Source organism: Klenkia sp. AC732 (genome assembly GCF_979256525.1).
This window is the reverse complement of sequence record NZ_CEEDOS010000036.1, coordinates 19715-41118: the sequence shown is the minus strand read 5'-3', so window position 1 is coordinate 41118 and position 21404 is coordinate 19715. Positions and strand designations below refer to the sequence as shown.

Annotated in this window: 22 protein-coding genes, 2 tRNA genes, 1 other RNA gene and 1 pseudogene; 16 read left to right on the top strand and 10 right to left on the bottom strand. The window is 75.8% G+C overall.

Annotated features, from left to right (window positions below):
- Nucleotide 1: 1 nt before the first annotated feature.
- Both AC0IVP_RS16440 and AC0IVP_RS16435 read left to right on the top strand, forming a co-directional pair.
- Entirely contained in the window at nucleotides 2-1096 is a 1095-nt protein-coding gene (locus AC0IVP_RS16440; RefSeq protein WP_471757894.1) for a hypothetical protein, read from the top strand.
- A gap of 14 nt (nucleotides 1097-1110) precedes the next feature.
- Nucleotides 1111-1653: a MarR family winged helix-turn-helix transcriptional regulator gene (locus tag AC0IVP_RS16435; RefSeq protein ID WP_056294127.1), complete on the top strand. Its 543-nt coding sequence runs from the start codon at nucleotides 1111-1113 to the stop codon at nucleotides 1651-1653.
- Nucleotide 1654: 1 nt separating this feature from the next.
- On the opposite strand, the gene AC0IVP_RS16430 is transcribed toward AC0IVP_RS16435, so the two are convergent.
- The 3 genes from AC0IVP_RS16430 to AC0IVP_RS16420 all read right to left on the bottom strand — a co-directional run bounded on the left by AC0IVP_RS16430 (nucleotide 1655) and on the right by AC0IVP_RS16420 (nucleotide 3493).
- Nucleotides 1655-1891: a DUF2630 family protein gene (locus AC0IVP_RS16430; protein ID WP_056294124.1), complete on the bottom strand. Its 237-nt coding sequence runs from the start codon at nucleotides 1889-1891 to the stop codon at nucleotides 1655-1657.
- Between the two features lie 76 nt (nucleotides 1892-1967).
- Nucleotides 1968-2903: a prephenate dehydrogenase/arogenate dehydrogenase family protein gene (locus tag AC0IVP_RS16425; RefSeq protein WP_471757892.1), complete on the bottom strand. Its 936-nt coding sequence runs from the start codon at nucleotides 2901-2903 to the stop codon at nucleotides 1968-1970.
- Complete coding sequence (locus AC0IVP_RS16420) at nucleotides 2900-3493, bottom strand: PaaI family thioesterase (protein WP_471757890.1); 594 nt, start codon at nucleotides 3491-3493, stop codon at nucleotides 2900-2902. Before AC0IVP_RS16420 ends, AC0IVP_RS16425 begins: the two co-directional genes overlap by 4 nt.
- On the opposite strand from AC0IVP_RS16420, the gene AC0IVP_RS16415 reads away from it, so the two are divergent.
- From AC0IVP_RS16415 to AC0IVP_RS16395, 5 genes are all read left to right on the top strand, one after another.
- Nucleotides 3492-4154 (top strand): O-methyltransferase, encoded by a 663-nt coding sequence (locus AC0IVP_RS16415; RefSeq protein WP_471757888.1) that lies wholly within the window; start codon nucleotides 3492-3494, stop codon nucleotides 4152-4154. The genes AC0IVP_RS16420 and AC0IVP_RS16415 overlap by 2 nt on opposite strands.
- Nucleotides 4151-4690 (top strand): tRNA adenosine deaminase-associated protein, encoded by a 540-nt coding sequence (locus tag AC0IVP_RS16410; protein WP_235564735.1) that lies wholly within the window; start codon nucleotides 4151-4153, stop codon nucleotides 4688-4690. Before AC0IVP_RS16415 ends, AC0IVP_RS16410 begins: the two co-directional genes overlap by 4 nt.
- Nucleotides 4687-5331: an HAD family hydrolase gene (locus AC0IVP_RS16405; protein ID WP_056294113.1), complete on the top strand. Its 645-nt coding sequence runs from the start codon at nucleotides 4687-4689 to the stop codon at nucleotides 5329-5331. Before AC0IVP_RS16410 ends, AC0IVP_RS16405 begins: the two co-directional genes overlap by 4 nt.
- Nucleotides 5328-5786 carry a nucleoside deaminase gene (locus tag AC0IVP_RS16400; protein ID WP_471757886.1) on the top strand — a complete coding sequence of 153 codons (459 nt, stop codon included), beginning with the start codon at nucleotides 5328-5330 and terminating at the stop codon, nucleotides 5784-5786. Before AC0IVP_RS16405 ends, AC0IVP_RS16400 begins: the two co-directional genes overlap by 4 nt.
- Before the next feature lie 10 nt (nucleotides 5787-5796).
- Nucleotides 5797-5884, top strand: a tRNA-Ser gene (locus AC0IVP_RS16395).
- Between the two features lie 54 nt (nucleotides 5885-5938).
- Here the strand turns inward: AC0IVP_RS16395 and AC0IVP_RS16390 are convergent.
- A complete protein-coding gene (locus AC0IVP_RS16390) occupies nucleotides 5939-6379 on the bottom strand; it encodes a MarR family winged helix-turn-helix transcriptional regulator (RefSeq protein WP_471757884.1) in 441 nt (146 codons plus the stop codon).
- A 102-nt stretch (nucleotides 6380-6481) separates the two neighbouring features.
- Here AC0IVP_RS16390 and AC0IVP_RS16385 point away from each other — a divergent pair, with 102 nt between their 5' ends.
- Nucleotides 6482-7315: an alpha/beta fold hydrolase gene (locus AC0IVP_RS16385; protein WP_471757882.1), complete on the top strand. Its 834-nt coding sequence runs from the start codon at nucleotides 6482-6484 to the stop codon at nucleotides 7313-7315.
- 39 nt (nucleotides 7316-7354) lie between these two features.
- Here the strand turns inward: AC0IVP_RS16385 and AC0IVP_RS16380 are convergent, their stop codons facing one another.
- Nucleotides 7355-8971 (bottom strand): serine/threonine-protein kinase, encoded by a 1617-nt coding sequence (locus AC0IVP_RS16380; RefSeq protein ID WP_471757880.1) that lies wholly within the window; start codon nucleotides 8969-8971, stop codon nucleotides 7355-7357.
- 34 nt (nucleotides 8972-9005) lie between these two features.
- Nucleotides 9006-9356 carry a hypothetical protein gene (locus AC0IVP_RS16375; RefSeq protein WP_056294100.1) on the bottom strand — a complete coding sequence of 117 codons (351 nt, stop codon included), beginning with the start codon at nucleotides 9354-9356 and terminating at the stop codon, nucleotides 9006-9008.
- 200 nt (nucleotides 9357-9556) lie between these two features.
- Between AC0IVP_RS16375 and AC0IVP_RS16370 the strand changes: the two genes are divergently transcribed.
- The gene (locus tag AC0IVP_RS16370) at nucleotides 9557-11542 is read left to right on the top strand and encodes a CASTOR/POLLUX-related putative ion channel (RefSeq protein ID WP_056294095.1); all 1986 of its coding nucleotides are present in this window, start codon (nucleotides 9557-9559) and stop codon (nucleotides 11540-11542) included.
- 38 nt (nucleotides 11543-11580) lie between these two features.
- Nucleotides 11581-11665, top strand: a tRNA-Ser gene (locus tag AC0IVP_RS16365).
- 63 nt (nucleotides 11666-11728) lie between these two features.
- On the opposite strand, the pseudogene AC0IVP_RS16360 reads toward AC0IVP_RS16365, so the two are convergent.
- Nucleotides 11729-12520 (bottom strand): annotated as a pseudogene (locus AC0IVP_RS16360) (DMT family transporter); the annotation flags it as partial.
- A gap of 58 nt (nucleotides 12521-12578) precedes the next feature.
- On the opposite strand from AC0IVP_RS16360, the gene ffs reads away from it, so the two are divergent.
- From ffs to AC0IVP_RS16345, 3 genes are all read left to right on the top strand, one after another.
- Nucleotides 12579-12674: signal recognition particle sRNA small type (ffs, locus tag AC0IVP_RS16355), an RNA gene on the top strand.
- Between the two features lie 110 nt (nucleotides 12675-12784).
- Nucleotides 12785-13453, top strand: coding sequence for a YceI family protein (locus AC0IVP_RS16350; RefSeq protein ID WP_056294087.1), 669 nt, complete (start codon nucleotides 12785-12787; stop codon nucleotides 13451-13453).
- Nucleotides 13454-13498: 45 nt separating this feature from the next.
- Entirely contained in the window at nucleotides 13499-15988 is a 2490-nt protein-coding gene (locus AC0IVP_RS16345) for a DNA polymerase III subunit gamma and tau (protein WP_471757878.1), read from the top strand.
- Between the two features lie 127 nt (nucleotides 15989-16115).
- On the opposite strand, the gene AC0IVP_RS16340 is transcribed toward AC0IVP_RS16345, so the two are convergent.
- On the bottom strand, nucleotides 16116-17636 hold the full coding sequence (locus AC0IVP_RS16340) for an MFS transporter (protein ID WP_471757876.1): 1521 nt from the start codon (nucleotides 17634-17636) through the stop codon (nucleotides 16116-16118).
- 96 nt (nucleotides 17637-17732) lie between these two features.
- Between AC0IVP_RS16340 and AC0IVP_RS16335 the strand changes: the two genes are divergently transcribed.
- Nucleotides 17733-18395 carry a TetR/AcrR family transcriptional regulator gene (locus tag AC0IVP_RS16335; RefSeq protein WP_471757874.1) on the top strand — a complete coding sequence of 221 codons (663 nt, stop codon included), beginning with the start codon at nucleotides 17733-17735 and terminating at the stop codon, nucleotides 18393-18395.
- Between the two features lie 16 nt (nucleotides 18396-18411).
- Here the strand turns inward: AC0IVP_RS16335 and AC0IVP_RS16330 are convergent, their stop codons facing one another.
- A complete protein-coding gene (locus AC0IVP_RS16330; protein WP_471757872.1) occupies nucleotides 18412-19269 on the bottom strand; it encodes an N-acetylmuramoyl-L-alanine amidase in 858 nt (285 codons plus the stop codon).
- 52 nt (nucleotides 19270-19321) lie between these two features.
- Here AC0IVP_RS16330 and AC0IVP_RS16325 point away from each other — a divergent pair, with 52 nt between their 5' ends.
- Together AC0IVP_RS16325 and recR are read left to right on the top strand one after the other, a co-directional pair.
- Entirely contained in the window at nucleotides 19322-19654 is a 333-nt protein-coding gene (locus AC0IVP_RS16325; protein WP_082556796.1) for a YbaB/EbfC family nucleoid-associated protein, read from the top strand.
- Nucleotides 19655-19712: 58 nt separating this feature from the next.
- Nucleotides 19713-20312, top strand: a complete 600-nt coding sequence (recR, locus tag AC0IVP_RS16320; RefSeq protein WP_056294067.1) for a recombination mediator RecR — start codon at nucleotides 19713-19715, stop codon at nucleotides 20310-20312.
- Between the two features lie 4 nt (nucleotides 20313-20316).
- On the opposite strand, the gene AC0IVP_RS16315 is transcribed toward recR, so the two are convergent.
- Nucleotides 20317-21237 carry an aldo/keto reductase gene (locus tag AC0IVP_RS16315; RefSeq protein WP_471757870.1) on the bottom strand — a complete coding sequence of 307 codons (921 nt, stop codon included), beginning with the start codon at nucleotides 21235-21237 and terminating at the stop codon, nucleotides 20317-20319.
- Nucleotides 21238-21404: the final 167 nt, after the last annotated feature.

The window sequence follows — 21404 nt, the reverse complement described above, 5'->3', positions numbered from 1 at the left end:
GGTGCGCAGCGCAGTGTCCGCGGTCCCCGGCGCGCACCGGCCGGCCGCCCGCCTCGCCGTCACCCTGGCCGTCCTCCTCCTCGGCGGGATCGTGACCGCCGGCCCCGCCGCGGCGATCGAGGACCCGACCCGCCCCAGCGGCCGGGTCGTGTACGGCCCGAACTGCACCGACGGGTTCGTCCGGATCGCCGTCACCAACGGGTCCGAGCCGCTCACGCTCACGATCGGCTACGACGGGGTCGCCGCCGGCCCGGCCACCGAGCTGGCGGCCGGCGCCCAGGCCACCCTGCAGGGCCGCGAGGTCGACTGGGGCACCACCGTCGTCGTGGACGTCGCCGTCGAGGGCGCCGACGGGCCCGAGGACCCGCTGACCTTCCGGGACTACACGCGCCCCACCGAGGCCGACTGCGCCGCCGTGGCCCCGCCGACCGGCACCGAGCCGACGACGAGCGCCCCGACGACCACCCCGGTGCCGACGACGACGGTGCCCACGACGACACCCGCACCCGCACCGACGCCGACGACGCCGCGGCCCACGCGGCCGACGCCCTCGCCCACCGCGTCCCCCACCACGACGGCTCCCACCACGACCGCACCGACCACCACACCGACCACCACGCCGCCCGCCACGACGGCGCCGCCGGCCACCCCGAGCGGCCCCACCGCGGCCCCCACGCCGAGCGGTCCGCTGGGCGGGACCGTCTCCTCCGGTCAGGTCTCCCCGGGCAGCGTGGTCACCGTGCGCGGCACCGGGTTCACCCCCGGCGAGGAGGTGACGGTGTCCCTGGGCGGGGTCGCCGCGCCGCTGGCCACGGTCACCGCCGACGAGCTCGGCCGGGTCGAGGCCGTCGTCCAGATCCCGCAGGACGTGGTGCTGGGTTCTGCGACCGTGCAGCTGCTGGGCCGGGCCTCCGCGGCCAGCACCGCCGTGGACCTGGAGATCGCCGCCGTGCAGACCCGCGACGACGGCCGGGGCGCACCGTGGCCGCTGATGGCCGCGGGCCTCGCCCTGCTGCTCCTCGCGGTGGCGCTGGCCGCCGCGGCCGCCCGTCGTCCCCGCCGGGACGACTGGGCGTCACCCGGCACCCCCGGCTGAGCGCCGTCCCCGAGGTGGTCAGGCACGGCAGGCACGGTGACCCCGGCGACCGCGCCCACGTCGACCGCCCGTTGGACCCGGCCGCCACGGTCCCCCGGGACCTGCGGGGGCTCGCCGGGGCCCGGCCCTCGGTGACCGAGACCTGGACCCGGGTCCTGCAGGTGCACGCCCGGGTGGGCGTCCGGCTGGACGCCGCGCTGCGGGCCCAGCACGGGCTGTCGCTGGCCGACCTGCGCCTGCTGTCCCTGGTCGCGGCCGTCGGCGGCGAGCGGGCCTCGGTGGGCCGGTTGGCCGAGGACGTCGGGTCCTCGCGTGCCGGGGTGGGTCAGGCGCTCGCCCGGCTGGCCGAGGACGGCTGGGTGGTGCAGGAACGCGGTGTCGGCGACCGGCGCACGACCAGCACCCGGCTGACCGAGGGCGGCGTCGACCGGCTGGCCGCGGCGCAGGCCACCCATGACGCGCTGCTGGGCCACCTGCTGGGGGTGCTGGGGGAGGACGCCGGCCGCGTCACCGACGCCCTCACCCGGGTGGCCGCGGTGGCGCGGCCGCCGCACTGACCTACTGCAGGTAGCTCTCCACCTGCGGCTCGGGGCGCTCACCCGCGGCGTCGGGGTCCTCGCCGTACTGCCGCTTGGCCCGGCGCTGCCGCAGCAGGTCCCAGGCCTGGTCCAGGTGCCGCTCCAGCTCGGCGACCCGGGCCCGCTGGTCGTCGCCGTGCTCGGCGGCGGTCTCGCGGAGCTGGTGCTCCTCCTCGACCAGCTCGTGGATCCGGCCGAGGATGTCCTTCTCGTCCATGCTGCGCTCCTGTCCTCAGGGCGGCTGGTGCCGCCGTCCACCGTGCACCGTGCCCCGGAACGGCCCGGTCAACCGGTCAGGGCGCGGTCGACGCCGCCGGCTCCTCGGGCACCCAGCCCTCGACGAAGGCGGCCAGCCGGCGGGACACGGCGCCGCCGGCCCGGCCCAGTGCCAGCAGCGCGGCCCGGTCCAGCGGCACCCGCAGCGTCCGGTGGTCGCCCGCGCGGCGGGCCACCGCGTGCCCGTCGGCCACCAGCTCGGGCCACGGCCGCTCCAGCTGCGCCCGGACGGCGGCCAGCGCGGCCGCGGTGGGGCCGGCGTTGCCCTCGACCATCGCGGTGACGAAGGCCGGGTCGCTGCCGATGACCCGGGTGCCGCTGGCGAAGCTGCCCGCGGCCAGGCCCAGCGCCAGCGGGCCGGCGTCGGCGGCCGCGGCGGCGAGGGCCGCGGCCAGCAGGTGCGGGACGTGGCTGATCGCGGCGACGGCGTCGTCGTGCTCCCGGGCGGTGACCGGCACGACCTCGGCCCCGACGGCCAGGGCCAGCTCGGCCACCCGCAGCCAGCGCGGCAGCTCGGTGTCGGGCTCCAGGCACACCGCCCAGCGGGCGCCGCGGAACAGCTCCGGGTCGGTGGCGGCGTGGCCACTGCGCTCGGTGCCGCACATCGGGTGACCGCCGACGAAGCGGGTGCCGAACCGGGCGCCCAGGGCGGCCAGCACGGGGGCCTTCACCGAGCCCAGGTCGGTGACGGTGGCGTCGCCGTCGACCTGCAGGTCGTCCAGGGCGGTGTCCAGGGCCGGGATCGGGGTGGCCAGCACGACGACGCCGGACAGCTCACGACCGATCGTGACCCCGCGGGAGGCGGCGGCCGCACGGGCGGCCGGGTCGGTGTCCCAGCCGGTGACCGGGCGGCCCGCCGCGACCAGCGCGGCAGCCAGCGACCCGCCCAGCTGTCCCAGCCCGACGACGCAGACCGGCGGCGCGGGCATCGTGGGCACCGGCAGGCGGCTCACCGGAGCTCGTCGGGCGCCGGGGTGGGACCGGCCGGCCGGGTGCCGGGGCCGGCCACGGGCGGCGGCGGGGGAGCGGTCTCGATGACCACGACCGGGTCCAGCAGCTGGGTGGGCGCGACCGGGGGCGGGGAGTCGTCGGTGGGCAGCTCCCACTCGGTGCCCAGCCGGAACACCCGGGCCAGCGCGGTGGCCACCATCCGGCCGTCCTGGGCCCGGGCCTCGATCCGGTAGACCGCGGTCCGGCTGCTGCGGTGCACCTCGGTGCCCTCGGCGGTGAGCACGTCGCCCGGCCGGCCGGCCGCGAGGAACTCGGTGTGCACGTCCTGGGCGACGGCGAGCGTGCCGTGGCTGTTGCTCACCGCGGCGTGCACGACGTCCAGCAGGGCCATCGTGGCGCCGCCGTGCGCCATGCCCACGGCGTTCAGGTGCGCCGGCCCCACGGTCATCGAGGCGCGCGCGTAGCCCGGCCGGACCTGCTCCAGGGTGATGCCCAGCTGGGCCGCCAGGGGGTCCGCGGCCAGCGCCGCGAACAGCGCCGGGGGGACGTCGGGCTCGGTGGGGTCGGACACGTCGGCGATGATCGCACCCATGACGCCGCAGTCGTTCCTCCTGAGCGCGGAGCTGGCGGACCACGTCCGGGCCTCCTGCGACCCGCCGGACGACGTCGTCGCGGACCTGGTCGCCGAGACCGCCGCGACGACTGCCGCCGGCGACGGCCGCCCGATCCACCAGGTCGCCCCCGAGCAGGCCGGGTTCCTGCAGCTGCTCACCCGGCTCGTCGGGGCGCGCTGGGCGGTCGAGATCGGCACCTCCACCGGGCTGTCCGCGTTGGCCATCGCCCGCGGCCTGCCCGCCGACGGCGGCCTGCTGTGCCTGGGCCGCGACGGGCACCGGACCGCCGTCGCGCGCCGGTACTGGGCCCGCGCCGGCGTGGACGAGCGGATCGAGCTGCGCCTGGGAGAGGCCGCCGAGCTGCTGGCCGCCCTCCCGCTGCAGCCCACCTTCGACCTGGCCTCCCTCGACGCCGACGCGACCGGGTACGCCGGCCACGTCGAGGCGCTGCACCCGCGGCTGCACCCCGGCGGCCTGGTGCTGCTGGACCACACGCTGCGCGCCGGCCGGGTGCTGGACCCGCAGGACGACGACGACCGGGCCATCGCGGCGCTCAACGCCGCGCTGGCCACCGACGAACGCTGGGAGACCGTGTTGCTGCCGATCGCCGACGGACTGACGTTGCTGAGGAAGCGGTGAACGAGGGAGCGGTGGGCGAGGAGCCGGTGGGTGGGGACGCGGAGGAGTCCGTCACCCAGGTGCTCGCCTCCTGGGCCGTCCGGGTGGAGAAGAAGGCCGACCGTTGGGAGGTCGAGCTGCTCGCCCAGGACGCCTCCGACGAGCTGCCCGTGCTGGAGCGGGCGCTCGGCGCCCCGGGCACCAGCTGGCCGGGGCCCTACGTGCTGGTCGTGGACACCCGGCTGTACTTCGTGGCGCTCACCCACGGCCCCGGCGGCATGGTGCGGGCGCTGATCAGCGACGTCACCCTGCAGGAGTGGCTGCTGGCCAGCGAGCTGGTCGAGCGCTACGGCATCGACCCCGGCGACCTCGACGCCGCCGACGAGGCCGAGGACGGCTGGCCGGCCGGGGACCTGGACCTCTTCGGCGACGCCGGCCTGCCCGCCGACGAGCTGGCCCCGATCCTGGCCGCGGACCTGTGGGCCGACGAGATGGTGGCCGCCGTCGCCGCCCGGCTGGGGTTCGCCGACGAGCTCGCCGCCGCGGTGCGCCCGTGACCGCCCGGGTGACCGCCGTCGTGTTCGACCTGGGCGGCGTCGTCACCACCAGCCCGCTGGCGGCGTTCGGCGACTACGAGCGCGAGGTCGGGCTGCCCGAGGGCACCGTGGCCCGGCTGAACACGACCAACCCGCACGACAACGCCTGGGCCCGCTTCGAGCGCAGCGAGCTGGACACCGACGGCTTCGTGGAGGTCTTCGAGGCCGAGGCCCGCGCGGCCGGGCACGACGTGGACGCGACCCGGGTGCTCGCCGCGCTGCACGGCCGGGTGCGCCCCGAGGTGGTCACCGCTGTCCGCCGCCTGGGGGACGCCGGGCTGCCGTTGGCGCTGCTGAGCAACAACGCCGCCCCGATGGACCCCGAGGGCGAGCACGGGCCGCTCATGGAGCTCTTCGACGTCGTCGTGGAGAGCTCGGTGGAGGGCATCCGCAAGCCCGAGCCCGCGATCTACCCGCTGACCCTGGAGAGGCTGTGCCGGGCAGTGGCCCGCGAGATCGACCCGACCGAGGTCGGCTACCTCGACGACCTGGGGCCCAACCTGAAGCCCGCCCGCGCACTGGGCTGGCAGACCGTCAAGGTCGTCGACCCGGCCGACGCGCTGGCCGAGCTCGCCCGGCTGACCGGGGTCGACCTGACGTGACCCCCGAGCAGGCGATGGACCGGGCCCTGGAGCTGGCGGCGCAGGCGCCGGAGTGGGGCGACGCGCCCATCGGCGCCGTCGTCCTGTCCGCGGGCGGGGAGGTGCTGGCCGAGGCCGCCAACGAGCGGGAGAAGGTCGGAGACCCCACCGCCCACGCCGAGGTGCTGGCCCTGCGGGCTGCCGCCGCGGCGCACGGGGACGGCTGGCGGCTCACCGGTGCGACCCTCGTCGTCACCCTCGAGCCGTGCACGATGTGCGCCGGGGCCGCCGTGCTGTCCCGGGTCGCCCGGGTCGTCTACGGCGCCGACGACCGGAAGGCCGGGGCCGCCGGCTCGCTGTGGGACGTCGTCCGGGACCGCCGGCTCAACCACCGCCCCGAGGTGGTGGCCGGCGTCCGGGCCGCGGAGTCCGGCGCGCTGCTACGTGCCTTCTTCGCCGCCCGACGCGGCCTGTAGTGTGCTCGACGGTGGCGTGTCCGAGCGGCCGAAGGGTCCCGCCTCGAAAGCGGGTGAGGTGAAAGCCTCCGTGGGTTCAAATCCCACCGCCACCGCCAGCAACTGAGGGCGGCACCCACGCGGGTGCCGCCCTCGCTCGTCCGTGCGGCGTCTCAGCGCGCGGCCTGCTCCACCGAGCCGGCCAGTCGACGCAGCTGCTGCTGCAGCGCCCCGGTCTCGTCGGGGTCCAGTGCCATCGCCTCGCGCACGCCGGCCTGGATGCCGCGGGCCCGGCCGCGGAGGGCGTCCCCGGCGTCGGTCAGCGTGATCGTGACCGACCGCTCGTCCTCGGCCCGCCGGGTCCGGACCAGCAGCCCCTTGGCCTCCAGGCGCTGCAGCAGCGGGGTCAGCGTGCCGTAGTCCAGGTGCAGGTCCTCCGCGATGGCCTTGATCGGCTGGGCACCGCGGCGCCACAGCAGCACCAGCACCAGGTACTGCGGGTAGGTGAGGTCCAGGTCGGCCAGCAGCCGGCGGTAGAGCCCGGTGACCGCCCGGGAGGCCGCGTACAGGTCGAAGCAGAGCAGCTCGGACAGCTCGGCGGCGTCGTCGTCCATGCCGTGATCATCCTCGGCGCCGCCTCCCGGGAACAACCTCGTGCACGAGGTGTTGTGCGGGACGGAGACCGCATCCCGCGGTCGGACAGAGAGGGCACCCCGATGACGACCCTGACCGTCGGCACCGAGAGCGGCGCACCCGTCGAGCTGTACTACGAGGACCACGGGGCCGGCCGGCCCGTCGTGCTGATCCACGGCTGGCCGCTGTCCGGCCGCTCCTGGGAGGCCCAGGTACCCGCCCTGGTCGAGGCCGGCCACCGGGTCGTGACCTACGACCGGCGCGGCTTCGGGAAGTCCTCCCAGCCGTGGGAGGGCTACGACTACGACACCTTCGCCGCAGACCTGCACGCCCTGCTCGAGCACCTGGACCTGCGCGAGGTGACCCTGGTCGGGTTCTCCATGGGCGGGGGCGAGGTGGCCCGCTACGTCGGCACGTACGGCACCGAGCGGATCGCGAAGGCCGTGTTCGCCGCCGCCGTCCCGCCGTTCCTGGGGAAGTCCGACGAGAACCCGGACGGCGCGCTGGACGCGGCCACGGTGCAGTCCTTCCTGGACGCGATCCGCAGCGACCGGGTGGCCTTCGTCGACGGCTTCGCCAGCAACTTCTTCGACGCGGACGGCGAGCAGACGGTGAGCCAGGCCGTCCGCGACCACTCCGCGGACATCGCCGCCTACGCCTCGCCCAAGGGCACGTACGACTGCGTCGTGGCGTTCTCCGGCACCGACTTCCGCCGCGACCTGGAGGCCTTCACGATCCCGGTGCTGGTGCTGCACGGTGACTCCGACGCCGTGGTGCCCTTCGAGGCCAGCGGCAAGCGCACCGCCGCGGCGATCCCCGGTGCCGAGACCGTGGTGATCGCGGGCGGACCGCACGGCGTCAACGCCTCGCACCCGGCGGAGTTCAACGCGGCCCTGCTGGGCTTCCTGGCCCGCTGACGCACCGGCTGGGCCCGGGGTGGCGCACCCGCCCCGGGCTCAGACCGCGACGTCGAGGTCGACCAGCAACGAGCCGTCCGGGGCCTCGACCAGGGTGAACCGGTGCTGCTCGACCAGCTGCTCGCCGTCCTCGACGTAGGTGACCTGCGCGGTCGCCTCCAGCGAGCCGTCGGTGGCGCTCACCGGGCCCAGCACCACGTCGTCGAAGCGCCGCCAGAACGACGTGTAGTCCCCGCGGCTCGCGGCGTCCTGCAGCTGCGGTCCGGTCAACCCGTAGGCGGTCTGCGGGTCCTCGGGGAGCAAGGCGTAGTACGAGGCGAGGGCCGCGGCCACCTCGTTGGCGGTGACGACGTCCGGCTCGGTGGTCGGCGGGGGCTCCGTGGTGGGGGCCGTGGTCGGCTCGGTGGTCGGCGCCGGCGTCGACTCCTGGCCGGCCCCGTCCGTGGTGGGGTCCGGCGCCGGCGCCGGGGTGCTGCTGCCGGCCGGGTCCGCCGCCGTCGGCCCGCCGCTGTCCCGGGTCCCCAGCCAGACCCCACCCGCGGCCAGCAGCGCCACCAGCGCCACGACCGCGGCCACCACCGGCCCGCGTCGCCGCCGGGTGGGACGGGCGCCGACCTGCGGGCCGGCGGCTGCGGGACGTGGCTGGGCGACCGGCCGGGGCTGCGGGCTCGGCGGGGGCTGCGCGCTCGTCCGCGGCGGGGCAGCCGTGCGCGGCGGGGGCACCGGCACGTCGGTCCGGGTGGCCGAGCGGGCCGGCGGCAGCGGCACCGTGGTCAGCGGCGTCCGGGCGTCCAGGACGGCGGTCACGTCGCCGTCGGAGCCGGCCGCGATCCGGGCCAGCTCGTCGCGCACCCGGCTCATCTCCGGGCGCTGCGTCGGGTCGGGCGCCAGCATCCGCTGCAGCGGTCCGGTCAACGCCCCCGAGCGGACCGGCGGGTCGGCGTCGCCGGCCGCCACCCGGTGCAGCAGCTCCAGGCTGTTGCCGCTGGAGCCGAAGGGCGGGTCGCCCTCCAGGGCGGTGAACAGCGTCGCGCCCAGCGACCAGACGTCGCTGGCCGGCCCGGGCTCCTCGCCCCGCGCGACCTCGGGGGACAGGAAGGCCGGCGTGCCGGTGACCATGCCGGTCTGGGTCAGCCGCACGTCGCCGGTGGCGTGCGAGATGCCGAAGTCGGTGATCTTCACCAGGCCCTCGAGCCGGCCGCCCTGCCCGACCAGCACGTTGCCCGGCTTCACGTCCCGGTGCACGATGCCGGCCGCGTGGGTGGCGGTCAGCGCGTCGGCCAGCTGGGCGCCGATCTGGGCGACCTGCTGGACCGGCAGCACCCCGGCCGAGGAGAGCACGTCGGCCAGGCTGCGCGAGGGCAGGTGCTCCATCACCAGCCACGGTGAGCCGCCGTCGTCCACGACGTCGTAGACGGCGATCGCGTGCGGGTGGCTGACCCGGGCCGCGATCCGGCCCTCGCGCATCGTCCGGGCGTGCTGCTGCGCCGCGGCCTCCGGGGAGACCCCCACCGGCAGCACGACCTGCTTGACCGCGACGTCGCGGCCCAGCCGCTCGTCGGTGGCCAGCCAGACCGCGCCCATCCCGCCGCCACCGATGCGGGACAGCAACCGGTACCGCCCGGCCACCCGGTGGCCGGGACCGGGACTCGTCACCGCAGCGACGCTACCGGCGCGGGACGGGGGCCGCTCAGACGCCGGCGGGGGTGCCGTAGCGCTTGGTGTACTCGGCCTGCGCGCCCTCGGGGAGGGCGTCGAACAGGTCGCCGAGCTCGTCCTGGCTGCCGGCGGGCAGGTCGTCGAAGAGCTGGGACCAGGTGGGCGGGTCGTCGTAGCTGCGGGTCAGCAGCAGCTCCCAGGCGCGGGACTGCCGGTCCCGCTGGTCGCGCCCGGCCACCATCCGGGTGAAGTACCGGTCCTTGGCGGCGTCCTTCTCCGCGCGGGTGGCGTCCGCGGGCAGCCCGCTGGGGTCGGTCTCGGTCAGCGCGGCGACGATCGCGTCCACCACCTCGGGGCGGACGGGCTCGGTCTCGGCGGTCATCTCGGGGCACTCCTGGGTCGGGCTCGGGGTCGGTGGCTGCGAGCTTGCCCGGTGGAGCGGTGCTCCACCACACCGGCGACGAGGCGGTGCGGTGCCGCAACGGCGCGCCCACCAGGCCCTACGGTGTCGGCTGATCGCCGTCCTCGGGACGGTCGGGGGACCCCCCGGGGAGACCACCCGGGGCAGCGAGGAGCTTTCACATGGGCGAGATCAAGACACAGTCGGCGCGACCGGCCCGGCCCGGCAAGGCGGTCAGCCGCCGGACCCGGATGGCCAAGCCGGCCCCCGCGGCCCACACCGTGCGCCGCCAGCGCCCGGTCCTGGACCCCACCTTCGCGCAGAAGACCCGGTACCGGTTCGACAACGCCCTGGCCAAGGGCCCGGCGGTGGTCATCGGCTGGCTCGCCGCTCTGACCCTGGCGATCTTCGTCCTCTTCGGCGTCCTGTTCTGGGTCACCGGGCTGACCGGGGTCAACGGCGGCGCTGCGGTGTCGAACCCGTTGGAGGGCATCTGGCAGGCGATGCTGCGCGTCGTCGACGCCGGCACCTTCGCCGGGGACAGCACGTGGCCGGTCCGGCTGCTCTCCTTCGTCGTCACCCTGGCCGGCATCTTCATCGCCGGCAGCCTCATCGGGCTGATCGCCAACGGCGTCGACCAGCGGATCGAGGGCCTGCGCAAGGGCCGCTCGGACGTGCTGGAGACCGGCCACACGCTGGTGCTGGGCTGGTCGCCGCGGATCGGCGCGATCGTCAGCGAGCTGGTGGTCGCCAACGAGAGCGAGAAGGACGCCGCCGTCGTCGTCCTGGGGGTCGAGGACAAGACGGTCATGGAGGACACGTTGTCCGCCGCCGTCCGCGACCTGGGCACCACCCGGGTCGTCTGCCGCTCGGGGTCGCCGGCCAAGGCCGACGACCTGCGGATGGTCAACCTGCTCGGCGCGCGCTCGGTGATCGTCATGGGCGCGGGGTCCGGGGACGCCGACGCGATCAAGGCCGTGCTGGCCATCAAGACCCTGGACCCGGACTTCAGCGGCCCGCGGGTGGTCGCCGAGATCGCCGACCCCACCTACGCCGCCAGCATCCAGACCCTGACCGACCAGAAGGTCGTCACGGTCAACTCCGACCACGTCATCGCCGAGATCACCGCCCAGTCGTGCCGGCAGTCGGGGCTGTCCCAGGTGCTGCGCGACCTGCTGGACTTCGCCGGCGACGAGGTCTACTTCTCCTCCTTCCCCGAGCTCACCGGCGCCACGTACGCCGACGTGCTGGTCGCCTTCGACCGCGCCTCGGTGCTGGGCCTGGCCCACGCCGACGGCAGCGTCGAGGTCAACCCGCCCGCCGACCGGGTCGTCGTCGCCGGTGACGAGGTCATCGCCGTCGCCGAGGACGACTCCACCTTCACCTGCACCGGTGTGCGCGCCGTCGAGCCCTCGGTGCCGCTGGTGGCCACCGACGAGGTGCCGCAGACCACCCACCTGCTCGTGGTCGGCTGGTCGGTGCTCGGCCCCAAGGTGGTCCGCGAGATCGACCAGTTCGCCGTCGACGGCACGGTCGTCGACGTGGTCGTCGACCCGGCGCTGGTCGACCCGGCCGACGTCCGGGTCGAGGGCCTGACGCACTCGCAGCTGCGGGTCTTCGCCTCCTCCGCAGGCCCCGACGAGCTGGCCACGCTGGTCGCCGACCAGACCTACGACCAGGGCATCGTGCTCAGCTACCGGGACGCCGTCGAGGCCGCGGACGGCGACGCCCGCACGCTGCTGACCCTGCTCGCGCTGCGCCGGGTGTGGCCCTCGGGCGGTGAGCGGTCGGTGCGGATCGTGGCCGAGGTCCTCGAGCGCGACGACGTCGAGCTGGCCCAGGCCGGCGGTGTCGACGACTGGATCGTCAGCGACGAGGTCACCAGCCTGATGCTGGCCCAGCTCTCCGAGCGCACCGAGCTGGCCCAGGTGTTCCTGGACCTGTTCTCCCCGGACGGCGCCCGGCTGTCCTTCCGGCCCGCACACCGCTACGTCGGCACCGCGCCGGTGGGGTACGGCTCGATCGTCTCCTCCGGCGCCCTGCGGGGGGAGTCCGTGCTCGGCTGGCGGGTCTCCGCGACCGGGTCGGTGCACCTCAACCCGCCCAAGTCCGCCGTGGTGACCCTCGAGGCGGCCGACCAGGTGCTGGTGGTGGAGAGCCGGGGCTGAGTCGCCCCGAGCCGCCCGGTAGTCTGGGCGGCGCAACTGGAGGATTCGCCTAGTGGCCTATGGCGCTCGCTTGGAAAGCGGGTTGGGTGCAAGCCCTCGGGAGTTCGAATCTCCCATCCTCCGCAGGTACAGCCCGGCCACCGCGCCGAGCATGAGCAGGCCCCCCACCAGTGCGGTGGGGGCCAGCCGCTCCCCGAGCAGCACCGTGGCCAGCGCCGTCGCGGTCAGCGGCTCGAGCAGCGTCACGATCGAGACCACCGCCGCGGGCACCGCCCGGACGCCGGTGAAGAACAGCCCGTAGGCCAGCGCCGAGGGCACCGCGCCCAGGTAGACCAGCAGGGCCAGGGCGATCGGGTCGCCGGTCGTGTCCAGCCCCGCCAGCAGCGCCACCGGGGTCAGTGCGAGCGCGCCGACGGCGAAGCCCACCGTCGTCGTGGGCACCCCGGCCGGCACCCGGGACGACGTCAGCACGACCGCGGCGTAGGCCACCGCGCAGCCCAGCGCGGTCAGCGCGCCGAGCAGGACCGCCGAGCCGGTGTCCTCCGCCGCCGAGACGCCCACCAGCAGCACCAGGCCGACGAGCGCGACGGCCAGGGCGACCACGGTGGCCCGGTCGGGGCGGCCGTGCCCGAGCACGGTGCCGCCGACCGCGATGAGCAGCGGGGCCGCGCCCAGCGCCACCAGGGTGGCGATCGAGACCCCGGCCGCGCTGACGGCGAGGAAGTAGGCGGCCTGGTAGGCCCCCAGCCCCAGGCCCACCAGCAGCAGCCGGCCCCGGGCGCCGCCGGTGCCCACCGGCCGGCGGCGCGCCAGGTGCAGTCCCACCAGCACGACCGCGCCGACCGCCATCCGGTGCCAGGCGACGTCGAGGGGGTCCAGGTCGGTGCGTCGCAGCACCGCGTCCCCGGCGACACCGGAGGTTCCCCAGCAGAGCGCGGCGAGCACGACGAGGGTGAAGCCGCGGGCCGGGGTGGTCACGGGGAGATCGTCGCGGAGCCGTCCACCGGGTTCGCGGCGGTGTCCTCTAGACTCTCCGGCAGACCCCTCGTGCGGCGTCAACCTGTGAACCTCCCCAGGGCCGGAAGGCAGCAAGGATAAGCGGGCTCTGGCGGGTGTGCGGGGGGTCCCTTCGTGTCCCGGGCAGGGTGCCGCGCACGGTCACAGCGCACGCACATCTCGCACAGCCCGCTCTCATCCCGGACTGGTTCACTGCATGAACCTTCAACCGCTGAGGAGCGCTCCGTGCCCAGTCGCCGCACCTGGACCATCGCCGGGGGTGTCGCCGCGCTCGTCGTGGTCGGCGCCGTCGCCGGCCCGCTCGTCTACGCCGCCCTCGAGGACGACGCCCCGCCCGCGCAGACCGTGCAGGCGCAGGAGTCCGACGTCCCGCTCACCGAGACCACCGACGGGACCTGGACCATCGGCCCGGGTTCCTCCGCCGGCTACCGGGTCGACGAGGTGCTCAACGGCGCCGACGTCACCGTCGCCGGCACCACCGACCAGGTGACGGGCTCCGTCGTCGTCGCCGAGGGCGACCTCGCCTCGGCCGACGTCACCGTCGACGTCGCCTCGATCACCACCGACAGCGACCGCCGGGACTCCTACTTCCGGGACGACGTCATGGAGGTCGACGCGAACCCGACGGCCACCTTCGCCGTCACCGACGCCGTGGACCTGCCCGAGCTCACCGGCACGCCGGTCACCGTCCCGGTCGCCGGCACGCTGACCCTGCACGGGGTCACCCAGCCGGTCACGGTGGACCTGTCCGTCGTCCGGACGGCGGACGGGGTGCAGGCCTCGGGCTCGATCCCGGTCACCTTCGGCGACTACGACGTCACCGCGCCGGACCTGGGCTTCGTCAGCGTCGAGGACGCCGGCTCCGTCGAGTTCTTCCTCGCCCTGACCCAGTAGCGCTCACCCGGCAGGAGTGTCGGGGGCGACCCGTAGCCTCAGGGCGTGGCTCTGGCGCTCTACCGCAAGTACCGTCCGGCGACCTTCGCCGAGGTGGTCGGCCAGGAGCACGTCACCACCCCGCTGGTGAACGCGGTCGAGGGCGGGCGGATCAACCACGCCTACCTCTTCAGCGGTCCCCGGGGCTGCGGGAAGACCTCCTCCGCGCGGATCCTGGCCCGCTCGCTGAACTGCGAGCAGGGTCCGACGGCGACGCCGTGCGGGGTCTGCGTCTCCTGCGTGGCGCTGGCGCCGGACGGCCCCGGGTCGATCGACGTGATCGAGATCGACGCGGCCAGCCACGGTGGTGTGGACGACGCCCGTGACCTGCGGGAACGGGCGTTCTTCGCCCCCGTGCACAGCCGCTACAAGGTCTACATCGTCGACGAGGCCCACATGGTCACGACGGCGGGCTTCAACGCACTGCTCAAGGTCGTCGAGGAGCCGCCGGAGTTCCTGGTCTTCGTCTTCGCGACGACGGAGCCGGAGAAGGTGCTGCCGACCATCCGGTCGCGCACGCACCACTACCCGTTCCGGCTCGTGCCGCCGACCACGCTGCGCAAGCTGCTGGAGTCCACCTGCGAGCGGGAGGGCGTCACGGTCGAGGCGACCGTGTTCCCGCTGGTGGTGCGGGCCGGCGGTGGTTCGGTGCGCGACTCGCTGTCGATCCTGGACCAGCTGCTGGCCGGTGCCGGGCCCGAGGGCGTCACGTACCGCACGGCGGTGGGCCTGCTCGGGGTCACCGACGACGCCCTGCTCGACGAGACCGTCGACGCCCTGGCCGCGCACGACGCCCCCGGGGTCTTCCAGGCCGTCGACCGGGTGGTCGAGGCCGGTCACGACCCGCGCCGGTTCGCCACCGACCTGCTGGACCGCCTCCGCGACCTCATCGTGCTGGAGGCCGTGCCCGAGGCCGGTGGCAACGGGCTGCTGGACTGCCCGCCGGACCGGCTGGACCTGATGAGCCGGCAGGCCACGTCCATGGGTGCCGCGACGCTGTCCCGGCTGGCCGACACCGTGCACGAGGGCCTGACCGAGATGCGGGGCACCACCGCGCCCCGGCTGCTGCTGGAGCTGGTCTGCGCGCGGATGCTGCTGCCCGGCGTGGACGGCTCCGCGGTGGCCACCCTGCAGCGACTCGAGCGTCTCGAGCGGCGGATGTCCATCGCCGGGGAGCACGCCGGGCGCCCGGCGGCCGAGGCGGCGCCCGCCCCCCAGCGGCCGGTCGAGTCGCCGCGACCGGTGGAGGCGCCCCGGGATGCTGCTGCCGAGGAGGCCCGGCGGCCCACGTACGTGCGCCCGTCCCAGGCCCGGGAGGAGCCGGCGGCCCGCCCGGTCGCGCGGGCCGAGGAGGCTGCGCCGACCCAGGCCGCGCCCCCTCACGACCCGCCCGTCCCGGCCGCCGCGACGCCGCGCCGGGCCGAGCCGGCCCCGTCCGCGGCTCGCACGCAGGGGGAGGCTGTGGCCCGACCGGCCGAGCCCGCGCCCGAGCCCTCCTCCGAGCGCACGCCCGAGCCGTCGCCCGACGCCCGACCGGCGGCAGCCGCGTCGGCTCCGGCGGTCCCGGCGCCCCCGGCGGAGGAGGTGGACGGCTGGCCCGTCACGACCGCCCCGGGCAGTGCGCCCACCCGGTCGACGTCCGCCCCGGCTGCTCCCGCCGCCCCGCCGGCCGAGGTCGACGGCTGGCCCGCCACGGCCACCCCGGGTGCGGCGCCCGCACGCCCGGCTGCGGCGTCGCCCCCCTCCCCGGCCGCCGAGCGGTCGCGCCCGCAGGCGTCGTCCGGCGAACCGGACATCCCGCTGCCCCCCGAGCCGACCGACGACGAGGACTGGCCGCAGCCGTCCCGGCCCACGGCCGCGCCGGCGGCGCCGTCCGTGCCCGCCGCGCCCGCCGCGTCCGCGACCCCGACCGGGGCACCGGCGGCCGATCGCCCCGAGCCGCGGGCCGCTGCCGAGTCCTCCCCGGCCCCGCGCGGTGGTGAGCCGATGCCGCTGGTGTCGGCCAACCCGCCCGAGGAGCAGTCCGACGACGGCGAGCTGACCACGGCCGACGTCCGGCGGATCTGGCCGGAGCTGCTCAGCGTGGTCAAGGGGCACAAGCGGACCACCGCGGCCCTGCTGCAGAGCGCGACCGTGCACGACCTGGCCAACGGGGTGCTGACCCTGTCCACCACCTCACCGGCGCTGTCCCGGCGGCTGGGCGACGACCTCAACAAGGACGTCATCCGCGAGTCGCTCAACCAGCTGTTGGGCGTGCGCTGGCGGGTGGCCACCCTGGTGGACACCCCGGGTCAGCCCGCGGCCGACGCCCCGCCCGTGCCCCCGGAGCAGGCCCGGGCCGCGGCGCGTGCGGCCGAGTCCGCCGAGGCCGACGAGCTGATGGCCGAGCGGGCCGCCGACGTCACCGGCCCGGACGCCCCGCCCCCGGTCGACCCCGAGCAGGCCGCGCTGGCCCTGCTCAAGGCCCAGCTGGGCGCCCACCCGATCGACAGCTGAGCCCGGGCGTCGTCCTGCCCCGAGTGTCCTGCCCCGGGTGCCCTGGGCGCCCTGCCCGGGACGCCGACGGGGGCGCCCACCCGCAGGTGGACGCCCCCGTCACGGACCCCTCGACGAGGGGTCTCCCTCAGTGCGCCATCACGGGTGCTGCGTCGGGGTCGTGCTCGACGGCGCCGTGGGGGAGCAGCAGACCGCAGACGACCGCGCCGACGGCGAAGATGCCGGCCGACCAGGCGAACACGGTCGTGTAGCTGGAGACCGAGGCCTGCAGCAGCGCGGCCGGGTCGCTGGGGTCCACGCCGACGAGTGCGTCGGTGGCGGCAGCCGCGGCCAGCGCGGAGAGCACCGCGGTGGCGATGGAGCCACCGATCTGCTGGAAGGTGTTCACCGCGGCCGAGGCCACGCCGGCGTCGTCGGCGCGGACGCCGAGGGTGGCGGCGGCGAAGGCCGGTGCGATGACCAGGCCGATGCCCAGGCCGACGACGACCAGGCCCGGGAAGACGTGGGTCCAGTAGCCGCTGTCGACGTCCAGGGTGGTGAAGACCAGCATGCCCAGCGCGCCGATGACGAAGCCCAGCGCCACCGGCACCTTGACCCCGACCCGGGCGACCAGCGCCGGGGAGGTCTGCGCGGCGATGGTCAGCGCGACGATCATCGGCAGGAACGCGACGCCGGTGGGCAGCGGCTCGTAGCCCAGCACCGTCGTCAGGAAGTAGGTCAGGAAGAGGAAGACGCCGAACATGCCTGCACCGACCACGCCGACCGCGACGAACGCGCCACCGCGGGCCCGGTCGGTGACCACCCGCATGGGCAGCAGCGGGTGCGCCACCCGGGTCTCGACGACGACGAAGGCGACCAGCAGGACGACGCCCGCGGCGATGAAGCCCAGCGTGGACGTCGCCGTCCAGCCGTCGGTCTCGGCACTGGCCAGGCCGTAGACGAGCGAGACGAGGCCGGCGACGCTGAGCAGGGCACCGGGCACGTCCAGGCCGGGGGCGTCGGCGGAGCGGGAGGCGCGACGGGGCAGGAAGACCAGCGCACCGACGACGGCGGCGACCGCGATCGGGATGTTCACGTAGAGGCACCAGCGCCAGGACAGGTACTCGGTGAGCGCGCCGCCCAGGATCAGGCCGATGGCGCCGCCGGCGCCGGAGATGGCGCCGAAGACGGCGAAGGCCCGGCCGCGCTCCCTGCCGTCGGTGAAGGTGACGGTCAGCAGCGACAGGGCGGCCGGCGCCAGCAGGGCACCGAAGACGCCCTGGGCGCCGCGGGCGGCCACCAGCACGCCGAAGCCGTCGGCGGCACCGCCGACGGCGGAGGCCAGCGCGAAGCCGACGAGGCCGACGAGGAAGACGGGCTTGCGGCCGACGAGGTCGGCCAGGCGGCCGCCGACCAGCAGCAGGGAGCCGAAGGCCAGGGCGTAGGCGGTGACGATCCACTGCCGGCTGTCGTTGCCGAAGCCCAGGTCGGCCTGCGCGGTGGGCAGCGCGATGTTCACGATCGTGGCGTCCAGGACGACCATCAGCTGGGCCAGGGCGACGACGCCCAGCACCAGCCAACGGCGGCGGTCGCTCGCGTCGTGGGGGGCGTCGGAGGCCGTGCCGGTGCTCGGGGTGGCACCCGGGCCGGTCTCGGTCGTGCTGGTCATGCGTCCTCCGGTACGAAGTGGAACGGTCTTTCCGGTTCTTCCGAGAGGCTAGCAACAGAACCGGAGGACTTGTTCCGCTTCGGTTACGATGGCGTCATGTCCTCCGTCACGTCAGCCGCGGACACCGCCGTCCGGCCGCTGCGCAAGGACGCCGAGCGCAACCGGGCCCTGATCCTGGACGCCGCGCGCGAGGTGTACGCCGCCCAGGGCCTCGAGGCCGGGTTCGACGAGATCGCCCGCGTCGCCGGGGTCGGCGTCGGCACCGTCTACCGCCGCTTCCCCGAACGCGCGGACCTGGTCGAGGCCCTCTTCGAGCAGGAGGTCGACGCCGTCGTCGCGCGGGCCGAGCAGGCCGCCGCCGACCCGGACCCCTGGCGCGGGCTGCGCGAGTTCCTGAGCTGGGGCGTCGAGGCGCAGGCCGCCGACCGCGGGCTGGCCCAGGTGCTGGCCCTGGCCGGGCACGGGCACGAGCGGGTCGCCACGGGCCGCGAACGGCTCCGGCCGGCGGTCGCGGCGCTCGTCCGGCACGCCCAGCGCGCCGGGGTGCTGCGGGGCGACGTCACCGAGCTCGACATCGGCATCGCCGTCGCGATGATCAGCCGGGTCGGCGGCACCGACCGCAGCCAGCTGCGCGAGCGCTACGTGACCCTGGTGCTCGACGGCCTGGCCGTGCGCCGGGACGGGCCCTCCCCGCTGGCTCCCGTGCCGGCGTCGGAGGACGACCTGGCCTGCATCGTGGCGCCCGCGCGCCGACGCTGAGGACCCACCGGTCCAGTCACCGGTCCAGGAAGGCCAGCACCCCCGTCGCCAGCTGCTGGGCCAGTGCCTGCCGGCCCTCGGGGGAGCTCATCAGCGCCGCGTCCGCCGCGTTGCGCATGTTGCCGCACTCCACGTAGACCGCCGGGACGGTGTTCAGGTTCAGCCCGGCCAGGTCCGGGCGGCTGTCCAGGCCGTCGGTGCCCAGGTAGTCGCTGACCGGCTCGACCGCGGTGAGGGCGTCCCGCAGGGCGACCGCGAGCGCCTGCGTCGAGGCGGCCACCTCGGCGCCGCCCGGGTCCCGGGAGGAGGTGATGACGTGGAACCCGCGGGAGCCGGGGGCCGCGCCGTCCCCGTGGACCCCGACGAACGCCGCCGCGCCCACCTGCGCGCCCAGCTGCCCCCGGACGTCGACGCACGGGCCGACGCCGGTGTCGTCGGGGCGGGTCAGCACCACCTGGACGCCGGCGGCGGTGAGCAGGTCGCGCAGCCGCAGCGAGGTGTCCCAGGTGAAGGAGTGCTCGGCGTACCCGGCGTCGGTCGAGGTGCCGGTGGTGTTGCACGGCTTGGTGCCCCCGGTCCCGTCCGGGACCGGGGCGTCGACGACCGCCGGTGCGGCCGCGTTGCCCCCGTTGTGCCCGGGGTCGATGACCACCACCGGCGCCGTGGTGGCGGGCGCCGGGGGCTCGGCGGTCGGTGGCGGGGTGGTGGTGGGCGGGGTGGTGGTGGGCGGGGCTGTCGTCACCGGGTGGCCGCTCTCGCTGGATCGGGCGGATGCCGACGGGGACGACGCCGACGACGACGCCGGGCCCGGACCACCGCCGCACCCGGCCAGGACCAGCACGGACGCCGCCAGCAGGACCGTCGCTCGTCGCACGGACAGCAGCGTGCCACGGCCGACCCGACGGCCAGCGCATACGCTCGGGGGCATGCGACCCGGTGGACAGCCCGACATGCAGCAGCTCATGAAGCAGGCGCAGAAGATGCAGCAGCAGCTCGCCGCCGCGCAGGAGGAGCTGGCCCAGGCCGAGGTCACCGGCACCGCCGGTGGCGGCATGGTCACCGCGACGATGACCGGCAGCGGTGAGCTGACCGCGATCACGATCGCGAAGGACGCCGTCGACCCCGACGACGTCGAGACCCTCCAGGACCTGGTGGTGGCCGCCGTGCGCGATGCCAACCGGGCAGCGGGCGAGCTCACCCAGACCACGATGGGCCCGCTGGCCGGCGGCATGGGCGGCATGGGCCTGCCCGGCTTCTGAGCCCCACCCACCAGCACCACCGAGCACCACCCGACGAGCGTCGAGAGCAGGAGCCCCCGTGTACGAAGGCGCCGTCCAGGACCTGATCGACGAGCTCGGCCGGCTGCCCGGAGTGGGGCCCAAGAGCGCGCAGCGGATCGCCTTCCACCTGCTGGCCGCCGACGCGACCGACGTCGGCCGGCTGGTGGCCTCGCTGCAGCGGGTGCAGGCCGAGGTCCGGTTCTGCGTGACCTGCTTCAACGTGGCGGAGAACGAGCAGTGCCGGGTGTGCCGTGACCCGCGGCGCTCGCTGGACGTCATCTGCGTCGTCGAGGAGCCCAAGGACGTCGTGGCGATCGAGCGGACCCGTGAGTTCCGCGGCCGCTACCACGTGCTCGGCGGGGCGATCAGCCCGATCGAGGGCATCGGACCCGACGACCTGCGGGTCAAGGAGCTGATGACCCGGCTGATGGACGGCACGGTCACCGAGCTGATCATCGCCACCGACCCCAACCTCGAGGGCGAGGCCACCGCGGCCTACCTGGCCCGGCTGATCAGCCCGATGGGGCTGGCGGTCTCCCGGCTGGCCAGCGGGCTGCCCGTGGGCGGTGACCTCGAGTACGCCGACGAGGTCACCCTCGGCCGCGCGTTCGAGGGCCGCCGTCGCATCGACGCCTGAGGCGTCACTGCCAGGCGAGGGCGGAGCGGGTGGCCCAGTAGGCCTCCGGGGTCTCGGCGAGGTCCGGCAGGTCCACGGCCAGCCCGCGGGCGTCGGCGTTGGAGCGCAGCTGGGCGACCGTCACGGCCCCGCTGAGCACGACGTCCACCCACGGGCGCGCCAGCACCGCGGCCAGCGCGACGGCGTCCGGCGCGACCCCGGCAGCCGCCGCGGCGGTGCGGACGGGGGAGTGGGCGGGCAGCCCGCGGTCGGTGAGCCGCCCGTTGGCCACGCCCTCCTTGACCACCACCCGCAGACCCGCGGCGTGCGCGTCGGCCAGCGCGGGCCCGGCCGAGGTCTCCAGCAGGTTCCAGGTGCTCTGCACCGTGTCGAACAGCCGGGCGCCCCCGACCTGCAGCTCGGTGCCACGCCGGACGGCGTCGGCCTGGCGCGGGCCCGACGTCGAGAACCCCAGCTCGGTGCCGGCGTCGCGGATCCCGGCGAGCCGCTGCAGCAGGGCCTCGTCGTCCCACAGGGGGCTGTCCACGGTGAGGGAGTGCACCTGGTGGAGTCGCAGGCGGTCACCGAGCAGTGCCCGGGTCTCGGCCCACTGGCGCTCCAGGGTGGGCAGGTCGTGGGTCTTGACCTCGTCGGCGTCGACCGTGGGGTCCTCGGCGGTGTAGGTGTAGCCCCACTTGCTGGCCACGAAGGGGTCGTCGGGGCGGCCGGCGAGCCAGCCGCCCAGGAACTCCTCCGCCCGGCCGTAGGAGCGGGCGGTGTCCAGGTACCCGATGCCGAGGTCGTCGACGGCGGCGTCGAGCAGCTCGTGCGCGCGGGCGCGCAGCAGGTCGGGGGAGCGGTCCCCGGGCAGGTCGGCGTCCCGGCCCAGGGTGATGTACGCGGGGCGCCCGACGGCGGCCAGGCCCAGTCCCAGGACGGCGGTCATGGGCCCATCCTGCCGATGCCGTCGGACGCCGTGGCGAGTGACCCACGTCATTGCCGCGGAAAAGGGACGCCCGAGGTCTCGATCCGGTGACGATCACCCCGTCGGGTCACACGCCCGTCACAGACGGGGCTTAACGTCCCGTCTCGCGCCGGGACGCCTTCCCGTCA